Here is an 18,516-nt window from a genome sequence, read left to right as displayed (position 1 = left end):
GGCCTTACTCCGGCAGCAGGCTTTCGCCGGCGAACAACTCGGCTACCGTCTCGCGGCGACGCACTTCGAAGGCTTGGTCAGCATCCACCAGCACCTCCGCGCAACGCCCGCGGGTGTTGTAGTTCGAGCTCATGACAAACCCATAGGCGCCGGCCGAATGCACCGCCAGCAGATCACCTTCTTCCAGCGCCAGCTCCCGGCCTTTGGCCAGGAAGTCGCCGGTTTCGCAGATCGGCCCGACGACATCGTAGCTGCGCGGAGCGGTATCGCGCGGGCGCACGGCGGTCACGTCCATCCAGGCCTGGTACAGCGCCGGACGGATCAGGTCGTTCATGGCCGCATCGACAATGGCGAAATCCTTGTGCTCGGTGTGCTTGAGGTACTCGACCCGGGTCAGCAGCATGCCGGCGTTGGCCACGATGTAGCGGCCCGGTTCGAACATCAGCGCCAGGTCGCGGCCTTCGAGGCGCTCGCGCACGGCCTTGATGTAGTCGGCCACCAGCGGCGGCTCTTCATCGCGATAGCGCACGCCGACACCGCCACCCAGGTCGATGTGACGCAGCAGGATGCCGCAATCGCCGAGGCGATCGACCAGGGCCAGCAAGCGGTCAAGGGCATCGAGGAACGGTTCGAGGGTGGTCAGCTGCGAGCCGATGTGGCAATCGACGCCCAGCACTTCCAGGTTCGGCAGCTGGGCGGCGCGCACGTACACGTCCTCGGCGTCGGCAATGGCGATGCCGAACTTGTTTTCCTTGAGGCCGGTGGATATGTACGGGTGGGTGCCGGCGTCGACGTCCGGATTCACCCGCAGGGAAATCGGCGCGCGCACGCCCAGCTCGGCGGCGACGACTTGCAGGCGTTCGAGCTCATCGGTGGATTCGATGTTGAAGCAATGCACGCCGACTTCCAGGGCGCGGCGCATGTCTTCGCGGGTCTTGCCGACGCCGGAGAAAACGATCTTGTCGGCGCTGCCGCCGGCTGCCAGTACACGCTCCAGTTCGCCACCGGAAACGATGTCGAAACCGGCGCCCAGGCGAGCCAGGACATTGAGCACGCCCAGGTTGGAGTTGGCTTTCACGGCGAAGCACACCAGGTGCGGCATGCCGGCCAGCGCGTCGGCGAAGGTCCGGTACTGGGCTTCGATATGAGCACGGGAATAGACGTAGGTCGGCGTGCCGAAGCGCTCGGCGATCGCGGACAAGGCAACCCCTTCCGCGAACAGCTCCCCGCCACGGTAATTAAAAGCGTCCATGGCGGTCCCTTAGTAGGTGGTGTGGGTGTCGTGCGCGTGGGACCTGGATTGCGAGGACTTGGCCTGCTCTTCAGGGGACTTGCTGTCATCAGGCAGGTACAGCGGACCTTTTTGACCACAGGCTGTCACAAGGCAGGCAACCGCGACGAGCGCAGCAAGGGAAGAGATCAGGCGCTTCATGGCGAAATCCTTGAAAATGCGTTAATTGCGCCGGAGTATACCGGCCACCCGGCGCCTTGCCTATGCAACGGGGCGCCCGTCCGGCGGTGCTGGTGGCCGTGGGTCGGTATATCCTTTGCAATCGCCGGGCAGCGTCCGTATCTTGCGGCACTTGAGCATGAGCAGACATTTTTCGAGGTTGCCGCAATGAGTTTGAGTGAAGCCCGCTTCCATGATCTGGTCGATACCACCCAGCAAATGCTGGAGGACATCTTCGACGAGAGCGACCTGGATATCGACCTGGAAAGCTCCGCCGGCGTATTGACCGTCAAGTTCGAGAACGGCACCCAGCTGATTTTCAGTCGCCAGGAGCCGCTGCGGCAGTTGTGGCTGGCGGCGGTGTCCGGTGGTTATCACTTCGACTACGACGAAGAAAGCGAGCGCTGGGTATGCGACAAACACGCAGAGCAGTTGGGCGAGTTGCTCGACCGTGTCGTCAAGCAGCAGGCGGGCGTGGCATTCGAATTCGAAGGCCTGTGACCCCATGAGCCAGACCGCCCCGGCGCGGGCGCCCAAGCCTCTTTTCAGCAATGTCAGCCCCGCCGTGCCGTCACCGTGCACCAGCGTGTGCAAGCTGGACGAGCAGAAAGTCTGCCTCGGCTGTTTCCGCCACGTGGAGGACATCCGCGAATGGCGCTCGGCCGATGACGAGCGGCGGCGGGTGATCTGTGCCGAGGCGCTCAAACGCAGGTCTCTGAGGTAACCATTCGCCTTGCAAGCTTTTGTGGCGAGGGAGCTTGCTCCCGCTCGGCTGCGCAGCAGTCGCAAGATGTGGGGGCGCTTCGCAACCCAGCGGGAGCAAGCTCCCTCGCCACATGGGTTCGGCGTCGTACATCCGGTAGTTCGTAAACTATCCATGGGTACGGCTGGACCCTGCCTGGCTTGTTTATTTATTGAGCTGTGTTAGTGTCCGGCTACGCCTCAACTCATCGAGGCCTGTGAAAACCCCGTCTTCTTGTGGCGGGGTTTTGCTTTTTTCGTGCAGAAGAAAGGAGTCTGCCTGGATCATGACCGCACCTTCCATCACCCTTACCCGCCTGGACGTACAGCGTCTGGAACGCCTGATCGACAGTCTGGACGAAACGCTGCCGGGCGTGATTGCGTTGCAAACCGAACTCGATCGCGCCGAGACCCTGGTGGGCCACGATGAAGTGCCCGCCGATGTCGTGACCATGAATTCGCGCGTGCACTGTCGCGAGGAGAGCAGTGGCAAGGATTACCATCTGACTCTGGTTTATCCACAGGACGCCAATGCCGACGAAGGCAAGATCTCGATCCTGGCGCCGGTAGGCAGCGCCTTGCTGGGCCTGAGGGTCGGTCAGCACATCGACTGGCCGGCCCCGGGTGGCAAGACGTTGAAGCTCACCCTGCTGGACGTCGAGTATCAGCCCGAAGCGGGCGGCGACTTCCACCTCTGAACGGCTGCTGACATCAGACCAGAGCTAGCGCCTCGTTCAGGGCGCGCTCCAGGTCGGCCTTGTAGCGCAGGTAAAGATTGCTCGAACAGGCACCGTCACCCACCAGGCCCGAGAGGTCCAGGTCGGTGATGTAGCAACGATAGCGCTGGGCTTCGCGGCGCTGTCCGACGATCTCCCTGGCGACCACGCTGAACAGCTGGTCGCCGTGCTCCAGCTCGGAAAACTCCTGCTGATCGCAGTACAGCGTGACGTGCACCTGGCCGTGCGCCGCCTTGCCGATGATCGCCTGCACGTCATAGAACGGCTTGTTCACCGGCGTCTGGGGCGCCTGTCGTGCTTCGACCCGCCGTGCCCGACCACTGCCTGAGGGCAGCAGCTGGTAGTACAGGGTTTCCAGGCTCAGCGGCTGGGCGCTGTCCATCGGCAGCAACGCGTCGCGGCGGTACAGCACCGATTGCAGGAAGCGCTGCAGCGGGACCAGCAGGCTGTGTTCGTCGTGATACGGCAAGTGCTGTTGCCACAGGGCATTGAGTTCATCGAGCACATACAGCTCGGCTTCGTCTTCGTTGATCCGGTAGAACACCTGGATGCACTCGGGCTGGCCCATGGGCAGGATCACGGCCAGGTCGTGGTCTTCCAGGGCCATCGGGTCCAGGTGCAACGGGCTGTAGGCGCTCAGTTCTTCACCCAGGTAATCGGTCAGTGCCGACAGGCTGCTCAGCGCCACGTGATTGACCTGGCCGGGCACCAGTTCGAGCACGTGATAATGCTGTTGTACCTGAATAAGGTAGCGGTGGTTGAGCCTGCTCAGCAGCAGGGTCTGCGCTGTCTCGAACACCTCTTCGACCCGACGGGCGATGAATTGCGCGCGGTTGTGGCAGAAACAACGAACTCGCAGGCGTGGCTGGCGCTGTGTGCCTGGCAGGTCGTTGAGGTAGTCGCGCAGGCAGTCGAGCAGCGCGTGTTCACCGTCGAAGCGATTGACCAGCACTTCATTCCAGCTGTTGAGCGTGACCCGGTCGAGGGTCAGTACGAGGTTTTCCCGCACGCCGGCATAACTCAGGGAGTCGGTGCGCTCGGTGGTCATCAGGATGTTCAGGTCGCGGTGATGCTTGAGCGGGTCGACGCCGACATTCACCAGAATCAACACATCGCCGGGCACGCTGGCCCGCAGCAATTGTTCTTCGTCGACCGTGTTCAGCGGCAGGGCAATGGACTGTTGCAGGCTGCCCAGCAAGTTGAACAGCTCGAACTCGCTCAGGTCGCTGCTGCCCGGGTGGAGCGCCAAGCGCGTGCTGCTGTCGATCACGCCGTTGCGATGACACCAGGTCAGCAGCTCCAGCAACTCCCGGCAGCGCTTGATCGGCGCGAAATTTTCCCATTCCAGGGCGTTGAGGCTGCCGTTGTAAAGTCCCCACTGGTTCTGCCCCGGCTCTTTTTTGTTGGGCGACTGGACCAGCGTCAGGGTGTCTTCGGCCAGGTCCGGGGCGATGCCGGGGTTAATGAACTCGACCTTGTCGGCCTTGCGCTCGAAGGCTGCATACAGCCGCCGGCCGAGGACGTTGAGATCGCGCTTGTTGATCAGGCTGACGGTTTTCTCGTTACGGGCGAACTGTGTCAGGAAGCGGTAGCTGTGGGTCAGCTCGTTGACCAGCGCCCGCCGTTCGTGGCTGACCTGGCGCACCTTCCACTGGCTGCGGCTGTCCAGCAGTGCCAGTTGTCGCTGGTCCCAACCCCATTCCTTGGCCAGGCGTTCCAGCAGCGTGCGCTGCCAACCGCTGCTGCGGGCGGAGCCTGTGAGTTTGCGATTGACCTTCAGGTACAGCGCCCGGCGAATCAACTCCAGGCGTTCGGATTCGCCACGGGCGTTGAGGTACTCCTCGAGCCGGCGATAGACCACCATGTACGGGTCCAACTCCTCCAGGTCCAGGCGGTTGGCAAACACCGCCTGTTTGAAGCGCAGGCTCAGGCAGCGCACGTTCGGGTGCTCGCTGGCGTAGACCTCGGTCAGCAGCAGCTTGAGCACCGACTTATAGGGCGACTCGATGCCTTTGAACAGCTGCCAGAGACCGGCACCGATGAACTCTCCCGGCGGAATGCAGGCCAGGTGGCCGAGATCCAGGGTTTCATCGGCGCGGATGAACCGCTTGGAAATCAGCGTATGGGTGTATTGCTCGTAGTTGTCTTCTTCATAGACCGGCACCAGCCACCAGATCGGCGTCCGTCCGGCCAGCCAGATCGCGGTGCGGTAGAACTCGTCGAGCAACAGGTAGTGCTGGGTCGTGCCGCAATTTTCGGAGCTGAGCTGAGTGTCCCGCTCACCCTGGACGAAGCGCACCGGGTCGATCAGGAAAAAATGCGCTTCGGCGCCTTGGGTCGCGGCCCAGGCTTCCAGCAACTGGCATTTTTTGCGCAGCTCGGCCAGTTCGTCCTCGCTCAGGTTCGGACCGTGGCAGACCCATACGTCCATGTCGCTCTGGTCGGCCTGGGCCAGGGTGCCCAGGCTGCCCATCAGGAACAATCCATGGATCGGCCGCGGCGGATTGCTGCCGTGGCGCGGTTTGTAGGAGAACGAGCGGGTCAGCCGCTGGGCTTCGGCCAGGATGTTGGCATCGGGTTCGTAGTTCGACAGGCCGGCCGGCGTGCTACTGGAGACGTAGCCGGGCAGCAGCGGATGATTGACATGGAAAAACAGCGGCAGCAGTGTCAGCACGCCTTGCTGGCGCGGCGACAGGCCTTCCATGGCACGTTCCATCCGTACGCTGTTGAACTTTAGAAAACGGGCGCGCAACTGGCTAAGGACCTTGCGGTCGATTCCCTCGTCCAGATCGGGGCGTATTTCGTGGTTGCGGGTCATGTCAGCTCAAACCGGCACGCGGCGTCGGGCGTGGGAAATTACAAGTGATGGCAGGTTAGCGCCCGGACTGGGGAATTCTTGAGCTGAACATTGGATCTGACAATCGAATTGCGTACGTGACATGCCCGTGCGCCTGCGGAAATCCTGGCAGAGGATTTCCGCAGGCGACAAGGGAGTCAGGCGGCTTCTTGAACGCTGAGTATCGTCAGGACGGTCTGCACATTTTGCGCAGCATCTCGCCCCAGGCTGGTCAGGTAACCACCGTCGGGCTGGGTGATCAGTTCTTTTTCGTACAGGCGTTGGGCAGCGGCGATGGCTTTAGGAGCAGCGGTCTGATGGATTTTCAGGCCTTCCTGGGAACTGTCCAGGTTGAAGAGTGCGAGGATTTCCAGTTCGGCAACCAACTCAGGGGTAAGCGACATAAGGACTCCAGACTTTCTAGGAATTTGGACGACAGCGTCACTAAGGTGAGCGCACTCGGCCGAGCTGTCCAGTGTCAGAGGCAGGCTTTTTTGTTTTGATTGATCAGATGCGAAACTTTTGATGCGAGGGAATCCGGTGTGGCGAGGGAGCTTGCTCCCGCTCGACTGCGAAGCAGGCGTAAATTTTTGGGGTTGCTTCGCAACCTGGCGGGAACAAGCTCCCTCGCCACAGATGCGGGTTCAGTTCTTTTCCGGCGGCAACTCAGGCAACTCGCGCAGCGCGGTTTCGTACCATTGGGTATTGAACGGGCGATCTTCCTCGAGCATGGCGTCGATCTCGTAGGCCAAAACATGAGCCATGAGGTTGAGAATGTCTTCGCGTTCGTAGCCCGCCAGGGTCAGCTTGTTGAATGTGGCCTTGGCCGCTGGGGGGTTGTCGCTTTCGATCTGGTTTTCAATGGCTTCGATCAGCGTCGATTCGACGAATTCTTCTTCGTCGTTGATGTCGGTAGGCTCACTCATGGCCGGCTCCTGTAGGAAAGCCGCCAGTCTACCCGCATTCAGCGGCGTGATGCTCCTGGCGCAAAAGGTACAGGCGGTCTATAACCCAGGGCTGCCAACCCCACACGGCCTGGAGGCAAGTGTAAATGCTCAAGCTTTATGGTTTCGCTGTCAGTAATTACTACAACATGGTCAAGCTGGCGCTCCTGGAGAAGGGCCTGCCTTTCGAAGAGGTGCCGTTCTACGGCAACCAGACTTCGGAGGTATTGACCATCAGCCCTCGCGGCAAGGTGCCGGTGTTGAAAACCGAACACGGGTTTATCAACGAAACCAGCGTGATCCTGGAATATATCGAGCAGACCCAGCCAGGCAAGGCCCTGCTGCCTGACGATCCGTTTCAGCGCGCTCAGGTGCTTTCGATGTGCAGGGAGATCGAGCTTTACATCGAACTGCCGGGGCGGGCCTGCTATAGCGAGGCGTTTTTCGGCGTGGCGGTGCCTGATGCGATCAAGGAAAAGACCCGAGCCGAGTTGCTGCTGGGGTTCGCCACGCTGGGGCGGCACGGCAAGTTCAAGCCGTTTGTAGCGGGCGACAGCCTGAGCCTGGCCGATCTGTATTTTCTCTACAGTGTTTCACTGGCGTGTCAGGTGGGCAGGAAATTGTTCGATCTCGACTTGCTGGCGGATATGCCGGCGGCGAAAGCGCTGATGGAGCGGCTGGAGCAGAACCCGAACGTGCGGCGGATCGCGGCGGATAAAGAGGCAGCGATGTCGGAGTTTTTGGCGATGGTGGCGGCCAAGAAGTGAGACTTGCGGTGTATTGAAGTCGGTCATCGCGAGCAGGCTCGCTCCCACAGTGGTCTTGGTTGGACACTAGTCGTGTGTCCGTCAAAATTCCTGTGGGAGCGAGCTTGCTCGCGATGCTCTTTTTCAGCTTTCAGCTTTCAGCGGCTGGCGAGCAACGCCTGGCCACGCACCACCGCGGCCTTGACCTGCGCTGGGGCCGTACCGCCGATGTGATCACGGGCATTGACCGAACCTTCGAGGGTCAGCACCGCAAACACGTCCTGCTCGATCTGGTCGCTGAACTGGCGCAGTTCGTCCAGGCTCATCTCCGCCAGGTCCTTGCCGCTGTCCACGCCATATTTCACGGCATGGCCGACAATCTCGTGGCAATCGCGGAATGGCAAGCCGCGGCGCACCAGGTAGTCGGCCAGGTCGGTGGCGGTGGAGAAACCGCGCAGGGCGGCCTCGCGCATCACCGTGTGCTTGGGCTTGATGGCCGGAATCATGTCGGCAAAGGCCCGCAGCGAGTCGCGCAGGGTGTCGGCGGCGTCGAACAGTGGTTCCTTGTCTTCCTGGTTGTCCTTGTTGTAGGCCAGCGGCTGGCCTTTCATCAGGGTCAGCAGGCCCATCAGCGCGCCGAACACCCGGCCGCTCTTGCCCCGCACCAGTTCCGGGACGTCGGGGTTTTTCTTTTGCGGCATGATCGAGCTGCCGGTGCAGAAGCGGTCGGGCAGATCGATGAATTGGAATTGCGCGCTGGTCCACAGCACCAGCTCTTCGGAGAAGCGTGACAGGTGCATCATTGCGATGCTGGCGGCGGAGCAGAATTCGATGGCGAAATCGCGGTCCGAGACATTATCCAGGGAGTTGCCGCCCACGGCATCGAAGCCCAGCAGTTGGGCGGTATAGGCGCGATCGATCGGGTAGGTGGTACCGGCCAGCGCGGCGCTGCCCAGGGGCATGCGATTGGTGCGCTTGCGGCAATCGACCAGCCGCTCGTAGTCGCGGCTGAGCATTTCGAACCAGGCCAGCATGTGGTGCCCGAAAGTCACTGGCTGCGCGGTTTGCAGATGGGTGAAGCCGGGCATGATGCTTTCGGCCTCGCGTTCGGCCTGTTCCAGCAGGCCTTTTTGCAGGCGGGTGATTTCGCCCAGGATCAGGTCGATTTCATCGCGCAGCCACAGGCGGATGTCGGTAGCCACCTGGTCGTTGCGGCTGCGGCCGGTGTGTAGCTTCTTGCCGGTCACGCCGATGCGGTCGGTCAGGCGCGCTTCGATGTTCATGTGCACGTCTTCGAGGTCGACGCGCCAGTCGAACTGGCCGGCCTCGATTTCCGCCTGGATGGTTTTCAGGCCATCGATGATGCTGTCGCGCTCGGCATCGGTCAGTACGCCGACCTTGGCCAGCATGGTGGCGTGGGCGATCGAACCCATGATGTCGTGGCGATACAGGCGCTGGTCAAAGTTGACGGAGGCGGTGAAGCGGGCGACGAAGGCGTCGACGGGTTCACTGAAGCGGCCGCCCCAGGACTGATTGGTCTTGTCAGTGCTCATGATTCGCTCGTGATCGGCTGTTGAGAAATTAGCGGTTAAAGGCTGCGGCGGATGATAGCAGGGTTGCCGGGGCTGGCGCTGGCACTGGTCGGCAGGTTTTTCCAACGGCAGGTGGGCATTCGACGAAGGTTTTGCGGCAACGATATTTTTCGATTGAGCAATATCGTTCCGGCAACCGTCTACAGTGGACGATAGGACTGTAGTTTTTTCCATCCAGGGCGCACCGGACCACTATCAAGAAGGGGGGAGCTCATATTGATCGAATCGAATGTCAACAATCCCTACGGCGACGCCGTGCGACAACGGGCCCCGGGTAACGGTCGGCAAGCGCTGGTAAAGATAGGCAACCGCCTCGCGGCACTTTTTGGCCCTCGGACCAGTCTTAGCGTGGATCGCGGTGACGCATGTCACTTGCCCTGTCTACGCTATCCTTGTGCGAGACTCACGCAGGAATCCAGCGCAATATGAATGTCCTGATCGTTGATGACGAACCACTGGCCCGCGAGCGCCTGAGCCGAATGGTTGGCGAACTCGAGGGTTACAGTGTCCTGGAGCCGAGCGCCACCAATGGCGAAGAGGCATTGGCCTTAATCGACAGCCACAAGCCGGATATCGTGCTGCTCGACATTCGCATGCCTGGCCTGGATGGCTTGCAGGTTGCGGCGAAGTTGTGCGAGCGCGAGTCACCGCCGGCCGTGGTGTTCTGTACCACGCGCGATGACTTCCCGCCCGAGGTGTTGCAGGCCGGCTCCGTGGGCTATCTGCTCAAGCCGGTGGCGTCCGAGGCGTTGATCGATGCCTTGCGCAAGGCCGAGCGACCGAACCGGGTGCAACTGGCGGCGTTGACCCGTCCGGCCGCGGAAAGCGGCAGCGGCCCGCGCAGCCACATCAGTGCCCGCACCCGCAAAGGCATTGAATTGATCCCACTGAACCAGGTGGTCTATTTCATCGCCGACCATAAGTACGTGACCCTGCGCCACGAGAGCGGCGAAGTGTTGCTGGACGAGCCGCTCAAGGCGCTCGAAGACGAGTTCGGCGAACGCTTCGTGCGCATCCACCGCAATGCCTTGGTGGCCCGCGAGCGTATCGAACGCCTGCAACGCACGCCCCTGGGACACTTCCAGCTGTTTCTCAAAGGCCTCAATGGCGACGCGCTGATTGTCAGCCGTCGACACGTGGCCGGCGTGCGCAAGATGATGCAGCACCTCTAGACCGGTTCGAGGGCTTGCAACGCGTTTCATTCCAGGAGATTGACGGCCAGGGAGGCCTTGGGGTCGTGATTCAAGTCAAAGCGGTTTTGACTGAGCTGTTATTATCTGCCGTATCTTTTAAATACGGATTGATCCATGTCCTCTCGCGAGATCCGCATCGCCACCCGCAAAAGCGCCCTGGCCCTCTGGCAGGCCGAGTACGTCAAGACCCGTCTGGAAACCGCCCATCCCGGTCTGGCCGTGACCCTGGTGCCCATGGTCAGTCGCGGCGACAAGCTGCTGGACTCTCCGCTGTCGAAAATCGGTGGCAAGGGCCTGTTCGTCAAAGAGTTGGAAACCGCCTTGCTGGACAATGAAGCCGACATCGCCGTGCACTCGATGAAAGACGTGCCCATGGACTTCCCCGAAGGCCTGGGCCTGTTTTGCATCTGCGAGCGGGAAGATCCTCGCGATGCATTCGTGTCCAATAGCTTTTCCAGCCTCGACGCGTTGCCTGCCGGGAGCGTGGTCGGCACATCCAGCCTGCGGCGCCAGGCGCAGTTGCTGACGCGCCGCCCGGACCTGCAGATCCGCTTCCTGCGCGGCAACGTCAACACGCGGCTGGCCAAGCTTGACGCGGGTGAGTACGACGCGATTATTCTCGCCGCCGCCGGCCTGATTCGTCTGGGCTTCGAAGAGCGCATCACCTCGGCCATCAGCGTCGATGACAGCCTGCCGGCCGGTGGACAGGGGGCGGTGGGTATCGAATGTCGCAGCGCCGACAGCGACATCCACGCCTTGCTGGCGCCGCTGCACCATGAGGACACCGCGACTCGGGTCTTCGCCGAGCGCGCCCTCAACAAACATCTCAACGGCGGCTGCCAGGTGCCGATTGCCTGTTACGCCGTACTCGAAGGCGAGCAGGTCTGGTTGCGTGGCCTGGTGGGCGACCCCAGTGGCGGCCGGTTGCTGAGCGCCGAAGCCCGAGCACCGCGTCGTGATGCCGAGGCACTGGGCGTGCGGGTGGCCGAAGACCTGCTGGGCCAGGGCGCCGATGAGATTCTCAAGAAAGTCTATGGCGAGGCTGGCCACGCGTGACGGGTTGGCGGCTGCTGCTCACCCGACCAGCGGATGAGTCGTCGGCGCTGGCGGCTGTCCTGGCCGAAGCGGGAATATACAGTGCCAGTTTGCCCTTGCTGGATATCGAGCCGGTGCCGCTGTCCGATGCCGGCCGGGGAATGCTCCAGGCGCTGGACCAATATTGCGCGGTGATCGTTGTCAGCAAGCCCGCTGCCCGTCGGTGTGTCGAGCTGCTTCATCAATACTGGCCCCAGCCGCCGGACCTGCCGTGGTTCAGCGTGGGCGCCGCCACCGGACAGATTCTTGCCGAAGCGGGGCTGGCAGTGTCTTACCCCGACAATGGCGATGACAGCGAAGCCCTGCTTGAGCTACCTGGATTGCGCGAGGCGACCAACCGGCCCGATCCTCGGGTTTTGATCGTGCGTGGTGAGGGCGGGCGCGGCTTGCTGGCAGAGCGTTTGCGCGAGCAAGGTGCTAGTGTCGATTATCTGGAATTGTACCGACGCGGCCTGCCGGATTACTGCGAAGGCGAGCTGCCGGCGAAAGTCGAAGCGGAACGCTTGAACGCCCTGGTGGTCAGCAGTGGGCAGAGCTTCGAGCATCTGCAGCGGCTCGCCGGCGATGCCTGGCCGGCGTTGGCCCGGTTACCGTTGTTTGTTCCAAGCCCACGGGTTGCCGAGATGGCGCGTGCCGCCGGGGCCCGGACAGTTGTGGATTGTCGCGGCGCCAATGCCGCGGCTTTGCTGGCGGCGTTACGGGAACAATCCGTGCCGTTTTCTAATGCAAAGGATGGATACGTGAGCGAAACAGCCTTGCCAAAAGAAGAACAAATCCAGCCGGCCATCGATGCGTCGGTTGAAACCCCGGCCCCGGTGGCGCCGCGTCGCGGCAACGGCCTGGCAATCGTCGCATTGTTGCTAGGAGCCGCTGGCGTGGCCGTTGGCGGCTGGAGCGTGTGGCAGCTGCGTCACCTGCAGACCAATAACCAACAGCAGTCGGCCCAGGTCCAGGCGCTGAACGATCAGGCTCAGACCCTCAAACTCAATGAACAGCGCCTGAGCGAACGCCTGGCCCAGCTGCCGCCAGCCGAAGAGTTGGAAGAGCGGCGGCGTCTGGTGGCCCAGCTGCAAGGCGACCAACAGCATCTGAGCCAGCGCCTGGAAACCGTGCTGGGCGCCAGTCGCAAGGACTGGCGCCTGGCCGAGGCCGAGCATCTCTTGCGCCTGGCCAGCCTGCGTCTGTCCGCCCTGCAAGACATCAACAGTGCCCAGGCGCTGGTCCAGGGCGCCGACGAAATCCTGCGAGAGCAGAACGACCCCGGTGCGTTCGCCGCCCGTGAACAACTGGCCAAGACCCTCGCCGCTTTGCGCAGTACCGAGCAACCGGATCGCACCGGGTTGTTCCTGCAGTTGGGCGCCCTGCGTGATCAGGTGCTGCAGCTCTCTGAGCTGGCGCCGGAGTACAAGGACCGTGGCGAGTCGTTGCTGGGCCTGACCGCCGACGGCGATGGCGCCAGCCGCTGGGCACAATGGTGGGACCAGATCTCGCGCTACATCCGTATCGATTTCAACGCCGACGAGAACGTCCGTCCGTTGCTGGCCGGGCAGAGCCTGATGCAAGTTCGCCTGGCGTTGAGCCTGGCGCTGGAGCAGGCGCAATGGGCCGCCCTCAATGGTCAGGCGCCGGTGTACACCCAGGCATTGGCCGAAGCGCGGGACGTGCTCAAGAACAACTTCAACCAGGACAATCCACAGAGCAAAATCATGCTCGAACGAGTGGTTGAGCTGTCCCGGCAGCCGGTGACCGTGGTCACACCGGATCTGACGGGTACGCTGAGCAGCGTCCAGGCCTACCTCGAACGCCGCAACCTGAACGCCGAAGAGTCGGTCAAGCCGCTGCCCAAGGCCGGCGGGCAGGAGACTGCGCCATGAAACGCCTTTACGTGATTCTGTTCGTGGTCATCGCCGTCGCCGCGTTGCTGGGCGTGGCGATTGCCGAGCATTCGGGTTATGTGTTGGTGGCGTACAAGAATTTCCGCTATGAAGCCGGCTTGTGGGTGACCCTGGCGCTGGTGGCGGTGCTCTGGCTGGTATGGCGCGGGATCCGCGCATTGATCGGGTTGGTGACGACTTCCAGTGGCGTGGTCAATCCATGGTCGCGACGCAATCGCAGCCGCCGTGTGCAGGTGGCGATCGAGCATGGCCAGCTGGACCTGGCCGAAGGCCGCTGGGCCAGTGCCCAGCGTCACCTGCATCGCGCCGCCGAAGCCGAGCGCCAGCCGTTGCTGTATTACTTGGGGGCCGCCCGTGCCGCCAATGAGCAGGGGCTCTACGAGCAGAGCGACAGTCTGCTGGAGCGTGCCCTGGAACGTCAGCCCCAGGCGGAGCTGGCCATCGCGTTGACGCACGCGCAATTGCAGACCGACCGGGGTGACACCGAAGGCGCGTTGAGCACGCTGCAAGCCATGCATGAGCGTCATCCCCATAACGCGCAGACCCTGCGGCAGTTGCAACGGCTGCACCAGCAGCGCGGTGACTGGTCGGCGGTGATCCGGCTGTTGCCGGAGCTGCGTAAGGATAAGGTCTTGCCCGCCAGTGAGCTGGCTGAGCTTGAGCGGCGGGCCTGGGGCGAGAACCTCAGCCTGGCGGCTCATCGGGAGGAGGACGGCAGCGTCGGGCTGCAATCGCTCAATCGCGCCTGGCAACAGCTGACTTCCGCCCAGCGCCAGGAGCCGGCGCTGGTACTGGCCTATGCCGAGCAACTGCGGCAACTGGGCGCCCAGGTCGAGGCCGAAGAAGTGCTGCGTGTCGCGCTCAAGCGTCACTACGACAGCCATCTGGCACGTCTTTATGGATTGGTTCGTGGCAGTGATCCAGGCCGGCAATTGCAAACGGCCGAAGGCTGGCTCAAGGAGCATCCGGCCGACCCGAGCCTGCTGCTGACGCTGGGACGCTTGTGCCTGCAAAACAGTCTGTGGGGCAAGGCGCGGGACTATCTGGAAAATAGCCTGCGGATTCAGCGCAACCCGGAAGCCTGCGCCGAGCTGGCGCGGTTGTTGGCGCAGCTGGGAGATGCCGAGCGCAGCAACCAATTGTTCCAGGAGGGATTGGGGTTGCTGGACGAGCGCCTGCTGGCCGCACCGTTGCCCGTGCCAGCGCAGGTCATGCCTACTTGAAACAATAATCAGTGTGGCGAGGGAGCCTGCTCCCGCTCGGTCGGTCCGACGCCTCGGGCGCAGCAGCCGCAAATGCGCGTCGCGTTGATTTGGGGCTGCGTTGCAGCCCAGCGGGGGCAAGCTCCCTCGCCACAGGTTATCGATAACCTTGAGTCAGCGAATACAGCGCTTGAATGGTGTCTTCAGCAAAGTCCTACAGCTAACCGCGCACAATCCTCTTCCACCTGTCGGGAATTCCCTACATTCCTGGTGAAGTGTCTGCCTGGGCCCGCCTTGAAAGGGCCGGCGCGTTTCCTCTAACGTAACTGCTTGTCTCTTCTGTTACGGAACCGCCATGTCTTTGGCTAGCTCACGCTTCTTGTTTCTCATGGCTTCCATCGCCGCAGCCCTGGCTCTGGGCGTCACCGGTTACCTGGAATACTCGGTGGGCCTGACGCCTTGCAGCCTCTGTGTCCTGCAGCGGTTGTGCCTGATGCTGTTCCTGGTAAACAGCCTCGTGGCCTGCGTACATGGCGCAGGCCAGGGGGGCAGCATTGGCTACGCGGTGGCGGGGTTGGCTGCTGCGTCTACGGGGATGGTGCTGGCCGGACGGCAGGTGTTGCTGCAAAGCGGTTCGTTCGAGGCGCTACCCGATTGCGTGGCGCAACTGACGAAGGCGGACTCCTGGTGGTGCGCCCTGCACCGTGTGCTCGCCGGGGGAGTGGATTGCGCGAACATCACCTGGACTTTGCTGGACTTGAGCATTCCCGAGTGGAGCCTGCTGTTTTTTCTCGCGGTGTCCATCGCGATGACCTACCTGCTGCTGCGTCTCGCCTGGAATGCTCTGGTACGACCGCTTGGTGGCGAAACGTCGCAGTTGGTCAGGGCCTGGGATTAAACACTTGTATGAACTTTATCTCCTGCGTAACTTGAAGCCGTTGTCGTGCGGGCATAATCTGGCCCGCACGTGTCATTGGAATCGTGCCACTCGATCATGTTGTGTCTGGCTTGTTCCTGATCCTTCAGGCGTATGCAGGCTGCGAGGGCATGACTCACAAGGGAAGAAATCACCATGCTCGAAAGTTGTCAGAATGCTCAGGAACGCTGGGGTGGGGTGCACCTGCTGATCGATCGCTGGTTGCAGGAGCGGCACGAGCTGGTTCGGTCCTACGATGCGCTGGGCGACAAGCCTGAGGCGTTGAGCGAAAGCCGTAAGCCCTTGCAGGAATTCTGCGGTGTGCTGGTTGACTACGTATCGGCTGGCCATTTCGAGATCTACGAACAACTGACGGGCGAGGCGAAGGCGTTCAACGACAAGCGCGGCCTGGAACTTGCCGAGCAGATCTATCCGCGCATCGATGTCATCACCGAAAAGCTGCTGGCGTTCAACGACCTGTGCGATGAAGGCAAATGCGTCGCGGAGAAATTCAAGGAGCTGGGCGGTTTGCTGCATGAGCGCTTCGAGCTGGAAGATTGCCTGATCGAAGTGCTGCACAACGCCCACAAGGAAGAAGCTGCGGTCCAGGCCTGACGGACTCGCGGTCAAGAAAAAAACGGTACGCATTGCGTACCGTTTTTTGTTTGGGCGCTATCAGCCTGTCGCGCCCAGCAACTCGATCTCGAACACCAGCGGCGTGAAGGGCGGGATCACATCCCCGGCCCCTTCGGCGCCATAGGCCTGGGTCGAAGGAATCACCAGCCGCCACTTCGCGCCGACCGGCATCTGCGGCAGCGCGCTGCGCCAACCGTCGATCACGCTGTCCAGGTTGAACCACTGCGCCTGATGGTTGGAGTCGAACACCGTGCCGTCCGGCAGCCGTCCGGTGTAGAGCACCTGGACCTTGCCGTGGGGACCGGCCTTGGCACCTTTGCCTGGCTTGAGTTCGGTCAGCAGGATGCCGTCGGCGAGCTGTTGGACGCCGGGGCGGCTGCGTTCTTCATTGAGAAATTTCTGTTCCGTTTTCAAGGCCGCTTCGATCTGCGGCGTTGTCGACTGCGCCGTCAGCTGCGCCTGATGCTCGGCGAGAATCTGCTCGATGCGCTCATCCTTGAGCGCCAGCGGCTTACCCAGGTAAGCCTGTTGCAGACCTTCCACCAACGCCTGGATCTGCAGGTCCGGGACGTCCTGGCGCAAGCGCTCGCCCAGGCTCGCGCCAAGGCTGTAGGCCAGGTCGTGGGAATCGTTCGTGCTGGTTTTCTCCACGGCCTGGGCCATGGAGCCAACGATGCACAAGCATAAAAACAGGTGACGCGACATGTGTGCTCTCCGACCTCGAATCGAGGAATTATGCCAGTGCCGATCTGTGTTGAGGTGGACTGCTCGAACCGTGGGTGCAGAAGATTTTTCGTACCTTGCAACGCAACGCCATGTGTACTGTCAACATGCCCTAGCGGCGGTTGCAGCAGAGGAATAGTATGAGCCGCACTCACGTCAGTCAGGAGGTAAACCATGTCGGCCACTAAGAAGCCTGTAAACACTCCGTTGCACTTGCTCCAACAACTCTCGGGCACCTTGCTCGAGCATCTGGAAAATGCCTGCTCCCAAGCCCTGGCTGATGCTGAAAAACTGCTCGCCAAACTGGAAAAACAACGCGGCAAGGCGCAGGAAAAACTGCACAAGTCCCGCACCAAGCTGCAAGGCGCCGCAACCGCCGGCAAGGCCAAGGCACAAGCCAAGGCCAAGGACGTGGTGAAAGAACTCGAAGACTTGCTCGATGCTCTGAAGGATCGTCAATCCGAAACCCGCGCCTATATTTTGCAACTCAAGCGCGATGCCCAGGAAAGCCTGAAACTGGCCCAGGGTGTCGGGCGCGTGCAGGAAGCTGCGGGCAAGGCGCTGGCCGCTCGTGCTGCCAAGCCTGTCGCTGTATCGGCCAAGAAGCCGGCCGCTAAACCCGTTGCCGCAAAAACACCGGTCAAGGCGGCTGCCAAGCCTGCCGCGAAAGCACCGGCCAAAGTGGCAAGCAAGCCGGCGGCCAAACCCGTCGCTGCCAGCGCAGCGAAACCTGCGGCGAAAAAACCAGCGGTCAAGGCTGCCGCCAAACCTGCGGTTAAAACTGCAGCCGCCAAGCCTGCTGCCAGGCCAGCCGCAAAACCCGCTGCTAAACCTGCTGCTAAAACCACCGCTGCCAAACCCGCTGCGACCAAAACTGCCGCGGCCAAGCCAGCTGCGAAATCGACCGCTGCGAAGCCGGCTGCCAAGCCTGCGGCCACCAAGACGGCTGCTGCCAAACCTGCTGTGAAAGCGGCCGCCAAACCTGCCGCTGCCAAAGCACCGGCTAAAACTGCGGCCAAGCCAGCCGCCAGCACTGCTGCGGCAAAACCTGCGGCCAAGCCTGCCGCCGCGAAAGCAACCGCTGCGAAGCCTGCCGCTAAGCCTGCTGGTGCCAAGCCTGCTGCCGCTAAACCTGCCGCGAAGCCTGCGACGAAACCCGCAGCGAAAAAGCCAGCCGCCGCAAAACCTTCGACTGCCTCCGCAGCCAAGCCTGCGACCTCGACTCCGGCTCCGACCGCTGCGCCTGCCCCAGCCGCCAGCACCCCGGCACCGGCAGCCACGCCATCGGCACCTGCTGCCTCGAGTACCAGCACCCCAACCAGCGCTTCCTAAGTGCCGGACACCGCGACGCGCAGCCGATGCAGCGCGTCGCGGTTCGCGGGACCGTCCACCCTCGCCAATGCCTCCAGCCATCGGCCTGAATCGATCTGTCCTGTTCTGCGCCAATCTGTGGCCGCCGTTTCCAATCGCTCCAGCAAATGCCGTTCGGCCTCCAACTCCAGTCCCTTGATCCGTTCGCGCAGGCTTCGAAGGTCCGCGTCTTGAAGGGCATTCCTTTTCCACGCCACGCGCAGCGCCCTCAAGGGTCGGATCACCTCAGCGTCCCAGGGACCGGCCACTTGCCGAAGCTGTAGCAGCCGTTGTTCGTTGCAGGCCACGCCACGTTGTTCCAGCCACAGGCCGCACAGCAACAGGCAGACACTCGCGCCGGCGTCCTGCAATGCCAGGCAGGCTTGCTCTACGCCAGGCCTGGCGTAGAGGTCGAGGGAGAATTTCCACAGGTCAGGGGACATCGTGCTACTCGCGCCAG

General features: G+C 62.2%; 19 protein-coding genes and 1 pseudogene. 12 read left to right on the top strand and 8 right to left on the bottom strand.

The window, feature by feature from the left end:
* Positions 1-4: 4 nt before the first annotated feature.
* Positions 5-1,252, bottom strand: coding sequence for a diaminopimelate decarboxylase (lysA, locus tag ACLEJQ_RS14590; RefSeq protein ID WP_440796077.1), 1,248 nt, complete (start codon positions 1,250-1,252; stop codon positions 5-7).
* A 9-nt stretch (positions 1,253-1,261) separates the two neighbouring features.
* A complete protein-coding gene (gene lptM, locus ACLEJQ_RS14585; protein ID WP_440796075.1) occupies positions 1,262-1,432 on the bottom strand; it encodes an LPS translocon maturation chaperone LptM in 171 nt (56 codons plus the stop codon).
* A gap of 186 nt (positions 1,433-1,618) precedes the next feature.
* Here lptM and cyaY point away from each other — a divergent pair, with 186 nt between their 5' ends.
* From cyaY to rnk, 3 genes are all read left to right on the top strand, one after another.
* Positions 1,619-1,951 (top strand): iron donor protein CyaY, encoded by a 333-nt coding sequence (cyaY, locus tag ACLEJQ_RS14580; protein ID WP_440796073.1) that lies wholly within the window; start codon positions 1,619-1,621, stop codon positions 1,949-1,951.
* A gap of 4 nt (positions 1,952-1,955) precedes the next feature.
* Positions 1,956-2,174 (top strand): DUF1289 domain-containing protein, encoded by a 219-nt coding sequence (locus tag ACLEJQ_RS14575; RefSeq protein ID WP_440796071.1) that lies wholly within the window; start codon positions 1,956-1,958, stop codon positions 2,172-2,174.
* A 304-nt stretch (positions 2,175-2,478) separates the two neighbouring features.
* Complete coding sequence (gene rnk / locus ACLEJQ_RS14570; protein ID WP_440796069.1) at positions 2,479-2,889, top strand: nucleoside diphosphate kinase regulator; 411 nt, start codon at positions 2,479-2,481, stop codon at positions 2,887-2,889.
* A gap of 13 nt (positions 2,890-2,902) precedes the next feature.
* Here the strand turns inward: rnk and ACLEJQ_RS14565 are convergent, their stop codons facing one another.
* From ACLEJQ_RS14565 to ACLEJQ_RS14555, 3 genes are all read right to left on the bottom strand, one after another.
* On the bottom strand, positions 2,903-5,746 hold the full coding sequence (locus ACLEJQ_RS14565) for a class I adenylate cyclase (RefSeq protein ID WP_440796067.1): 2,844 nt from the start codon (positions 5,744-5,746) through the stop codon (positions 2,903-2,905).
* A 176-nt stretch (positions 5,747-5,922) separates the two neighbouring features.
* Positions 5,923-6,168, bottom strand: coding sequence for a TIGR02647 family protein (locus tag ACLEJQ_RS14560; protein ID WP_041022651.1), 246 nt, complete (start codon positions 6,166-6,168; stop codon positions 5,923-5,925).
* 240 nt (positions 6,169-6,408) lie between these two features.
* Positions 6,409-6,690: a hypothetical protein gene (locus tag ACLEJQ_RS14555; protein WP_440796065.1), complete on the bottom strand. Its 282-nt coding sequence runs from the start codon at positions 6,688-6,690 to the stop codon at positions 6,409-6,411.
* A gap of 125 nt (positions 6,691-6,815) precedes the next feature.
* Here ACLEJQ_RS14555 and ACLEJQ_RS14550 point away from each other — a divergent pair, with 125 nt between their 5' ends.
* Positions 6,816-7,475, top strand: a complete 660-nt coding sequence (locus ACLEJQ_RS14550; RefSeq protein WP_440796063.1) for a glutathione S-transferase family protein — start codon at positions 6,816-6,818, stop codon at positions 7,473-7,475.
* Between the two features lie 137 nt (positions 7,476-7,612).
* Here ACLEJQ_RS14550 and argH read toward each other — a convergent pair whose 3' ends face one another.
* Entirely contained in the window at positions 7,613-9,007 is a 1,395-nt protein-coding gene (gene argH / locus ACLEJQ_RS14545) for an argininosuccinate lyase (RefSeq protein ID WP_440796061.1), read from the bottom strand.
* A 464-nt stretch (positions 9,008-9,471) separates the two neighbouring features.
* Here argH and ACLEJQ_RS14540 point away from each other — a divergent pair, with 464 nt between their 5' ends.
* The 7 genes and pseudogenes from ACLEJQ_RS14540 to rsd all read left to right on the top strand — a co-directional run bounded on the left by ACLEJQ_RS14540 (position 9,472) and on the right by rsd (position 15,962).
* Complete coding sequence (locus tag ACLEJQ_RS14540; RefSeq protein ID WP_440796059.1) at positions 9,472-10,218, top strand: LytR/AlgR family response regulator transcription factor; 747 nt, start codon at positions 9,472-9,474, stop codon at positions 10,216-10,218.
* A gap of 135 nt (positions 10,219-10,353) precedes the next feature.
* Entirely contained in the window at positions 10,354-11,295 is a 942-nt protein-coding gene (hemC, locus tag ACLEJQ_RS14535) for a hydroxymethylbilane synthase (RefSeq protein WP_440796057.1), read from the top strand.
* Positions 11,292-12,038, top strand: a pseudogene (locus tag ACLEJQ_RS14530) (uroporphyrinogen-III synthase); the annotation flags it as partial. The gene hemC and the pseudogene ACLEJQ_RS14530, both read left to right, overlap by 4 nt.
* A gap of 36 nt (positions 12,039-12,074) precedes the next feature.
* Positions 12,075-13,208: a uroporphyrinogen-III C-methyltransferase gene (locus tag ACLEJQ_RS14525; RefSeq protein ID WP_440796183.1), complete on the top strand. Its 1,134-nt coding sequence runs from the start codon at positions 12,075-12,077 to the stop codon at positions 13,206-13,208.
* Positions 13,205-14,452 carry a heme biosynthesis protein HemY gene (locus ACLEJQ_RS14520; protein WP_440796055.1) on the top strand — a complete coding sequence of 416 codons (1,248 nt, stop codon included), beginning with the start codon at positions 13,205-13,207 and terminating at the stop codon, positions 14,450-14,452. Before ACLEJQ_RS14525 ends, ACLEJQ_RS14520 begins: the two co-directional genes overlap by 4 nt.
* 334 nt (positions 14,453-14,786) lie before the next feature.
* Positions 14,787-15,329: a disulfide bond formation protein B gene (locus ACLEJQ_RS14515; RefSeq protein ID WP_440796053.1), complete on the top strand. Its 543-nt coding sequence runs from the start codon at positions 14,787-14,789 to the stop codon at positions 15,327-15,329.
* A gap of 174 nt (positions 15,330-15,503) precedes the next feature.
* Entirely contained in the window at positions 15,504-15,962 is a 459-nt protein-coding gene (rsd, locus tag ACLEJQ_RS14510; RefSeq protein WP_245139466.1) for a sigma D regulator, read from the top strand.
* 60 nt (positions 15,963-16,022) lie between these two features.
* On the opposite strand, the gene ACLEJQ_RS14505 is transcribed toward rsd, so the two are convergent.
* Positions 16,023-16,688 carry an FKBP-type peptidyl-prolyl cis-trans isomerase gene (locus ACLEJQ_RS14505; protein ID WP_440796052.1) on the bottom strand — a complete coding sequence of 222 codons (666 nt, stop codon included), beginning with the start codon at positions 16,686-16,688 and terminating at the stop codon, positions 16,023-16,025.
* 192 nt (positions 16,689-16,880) lie between these two features.
* Between ACLEJQ_RS14505 and ACLEJQ_RS14500 the strand changes: the two genes are divergently transcribed.
* On the top strand, positions 16,881-18,038 hold the full coding sequence (locus tag ACLEJQ_RS14500) for an AlgP family protein (protein WP_440796050.1): 1,158 nt from the start codon (positions 16,881-16,883) through the stop codon (positions 18,036-18,038).
* Here ACLEJQ_RS14500 and ACLEJQ_RS14495 read toward each other — a convergent pair.
* Positions 18,035-18,499 carry a TIGR02444 family protein gene (locus tag ACLEJQ_RS14495; protein WP_440796049.1) on the bottom strand — a complete coding sequence of 155 codons (465 nt, stop codon included), beginning with the start codon at positions 18,497-18,499 and terminating at the stop codon, positions 18,035-18,037. The genes ACLEJQ_RS14500 and ACLEJQ_RS14495 overlap by 4 nt on opposite strands.
* Positions 18,500-18,516 lie beyond the last annotated feature (17 nt).

This window comes from Pseudomonas sp. SMV71 (assembly GCF_052042015.1).
Lineage (GTDB): Bacteria > Pseudomonadota > Gammaproteobacteria > Pseudomonadales > Pseudomonadaceae > Aquipseudomonas.
Note: the sequence above shows the minus strand (reverse complement) of the source record. Positions and strands in the feature narration are given on the sequence as shown.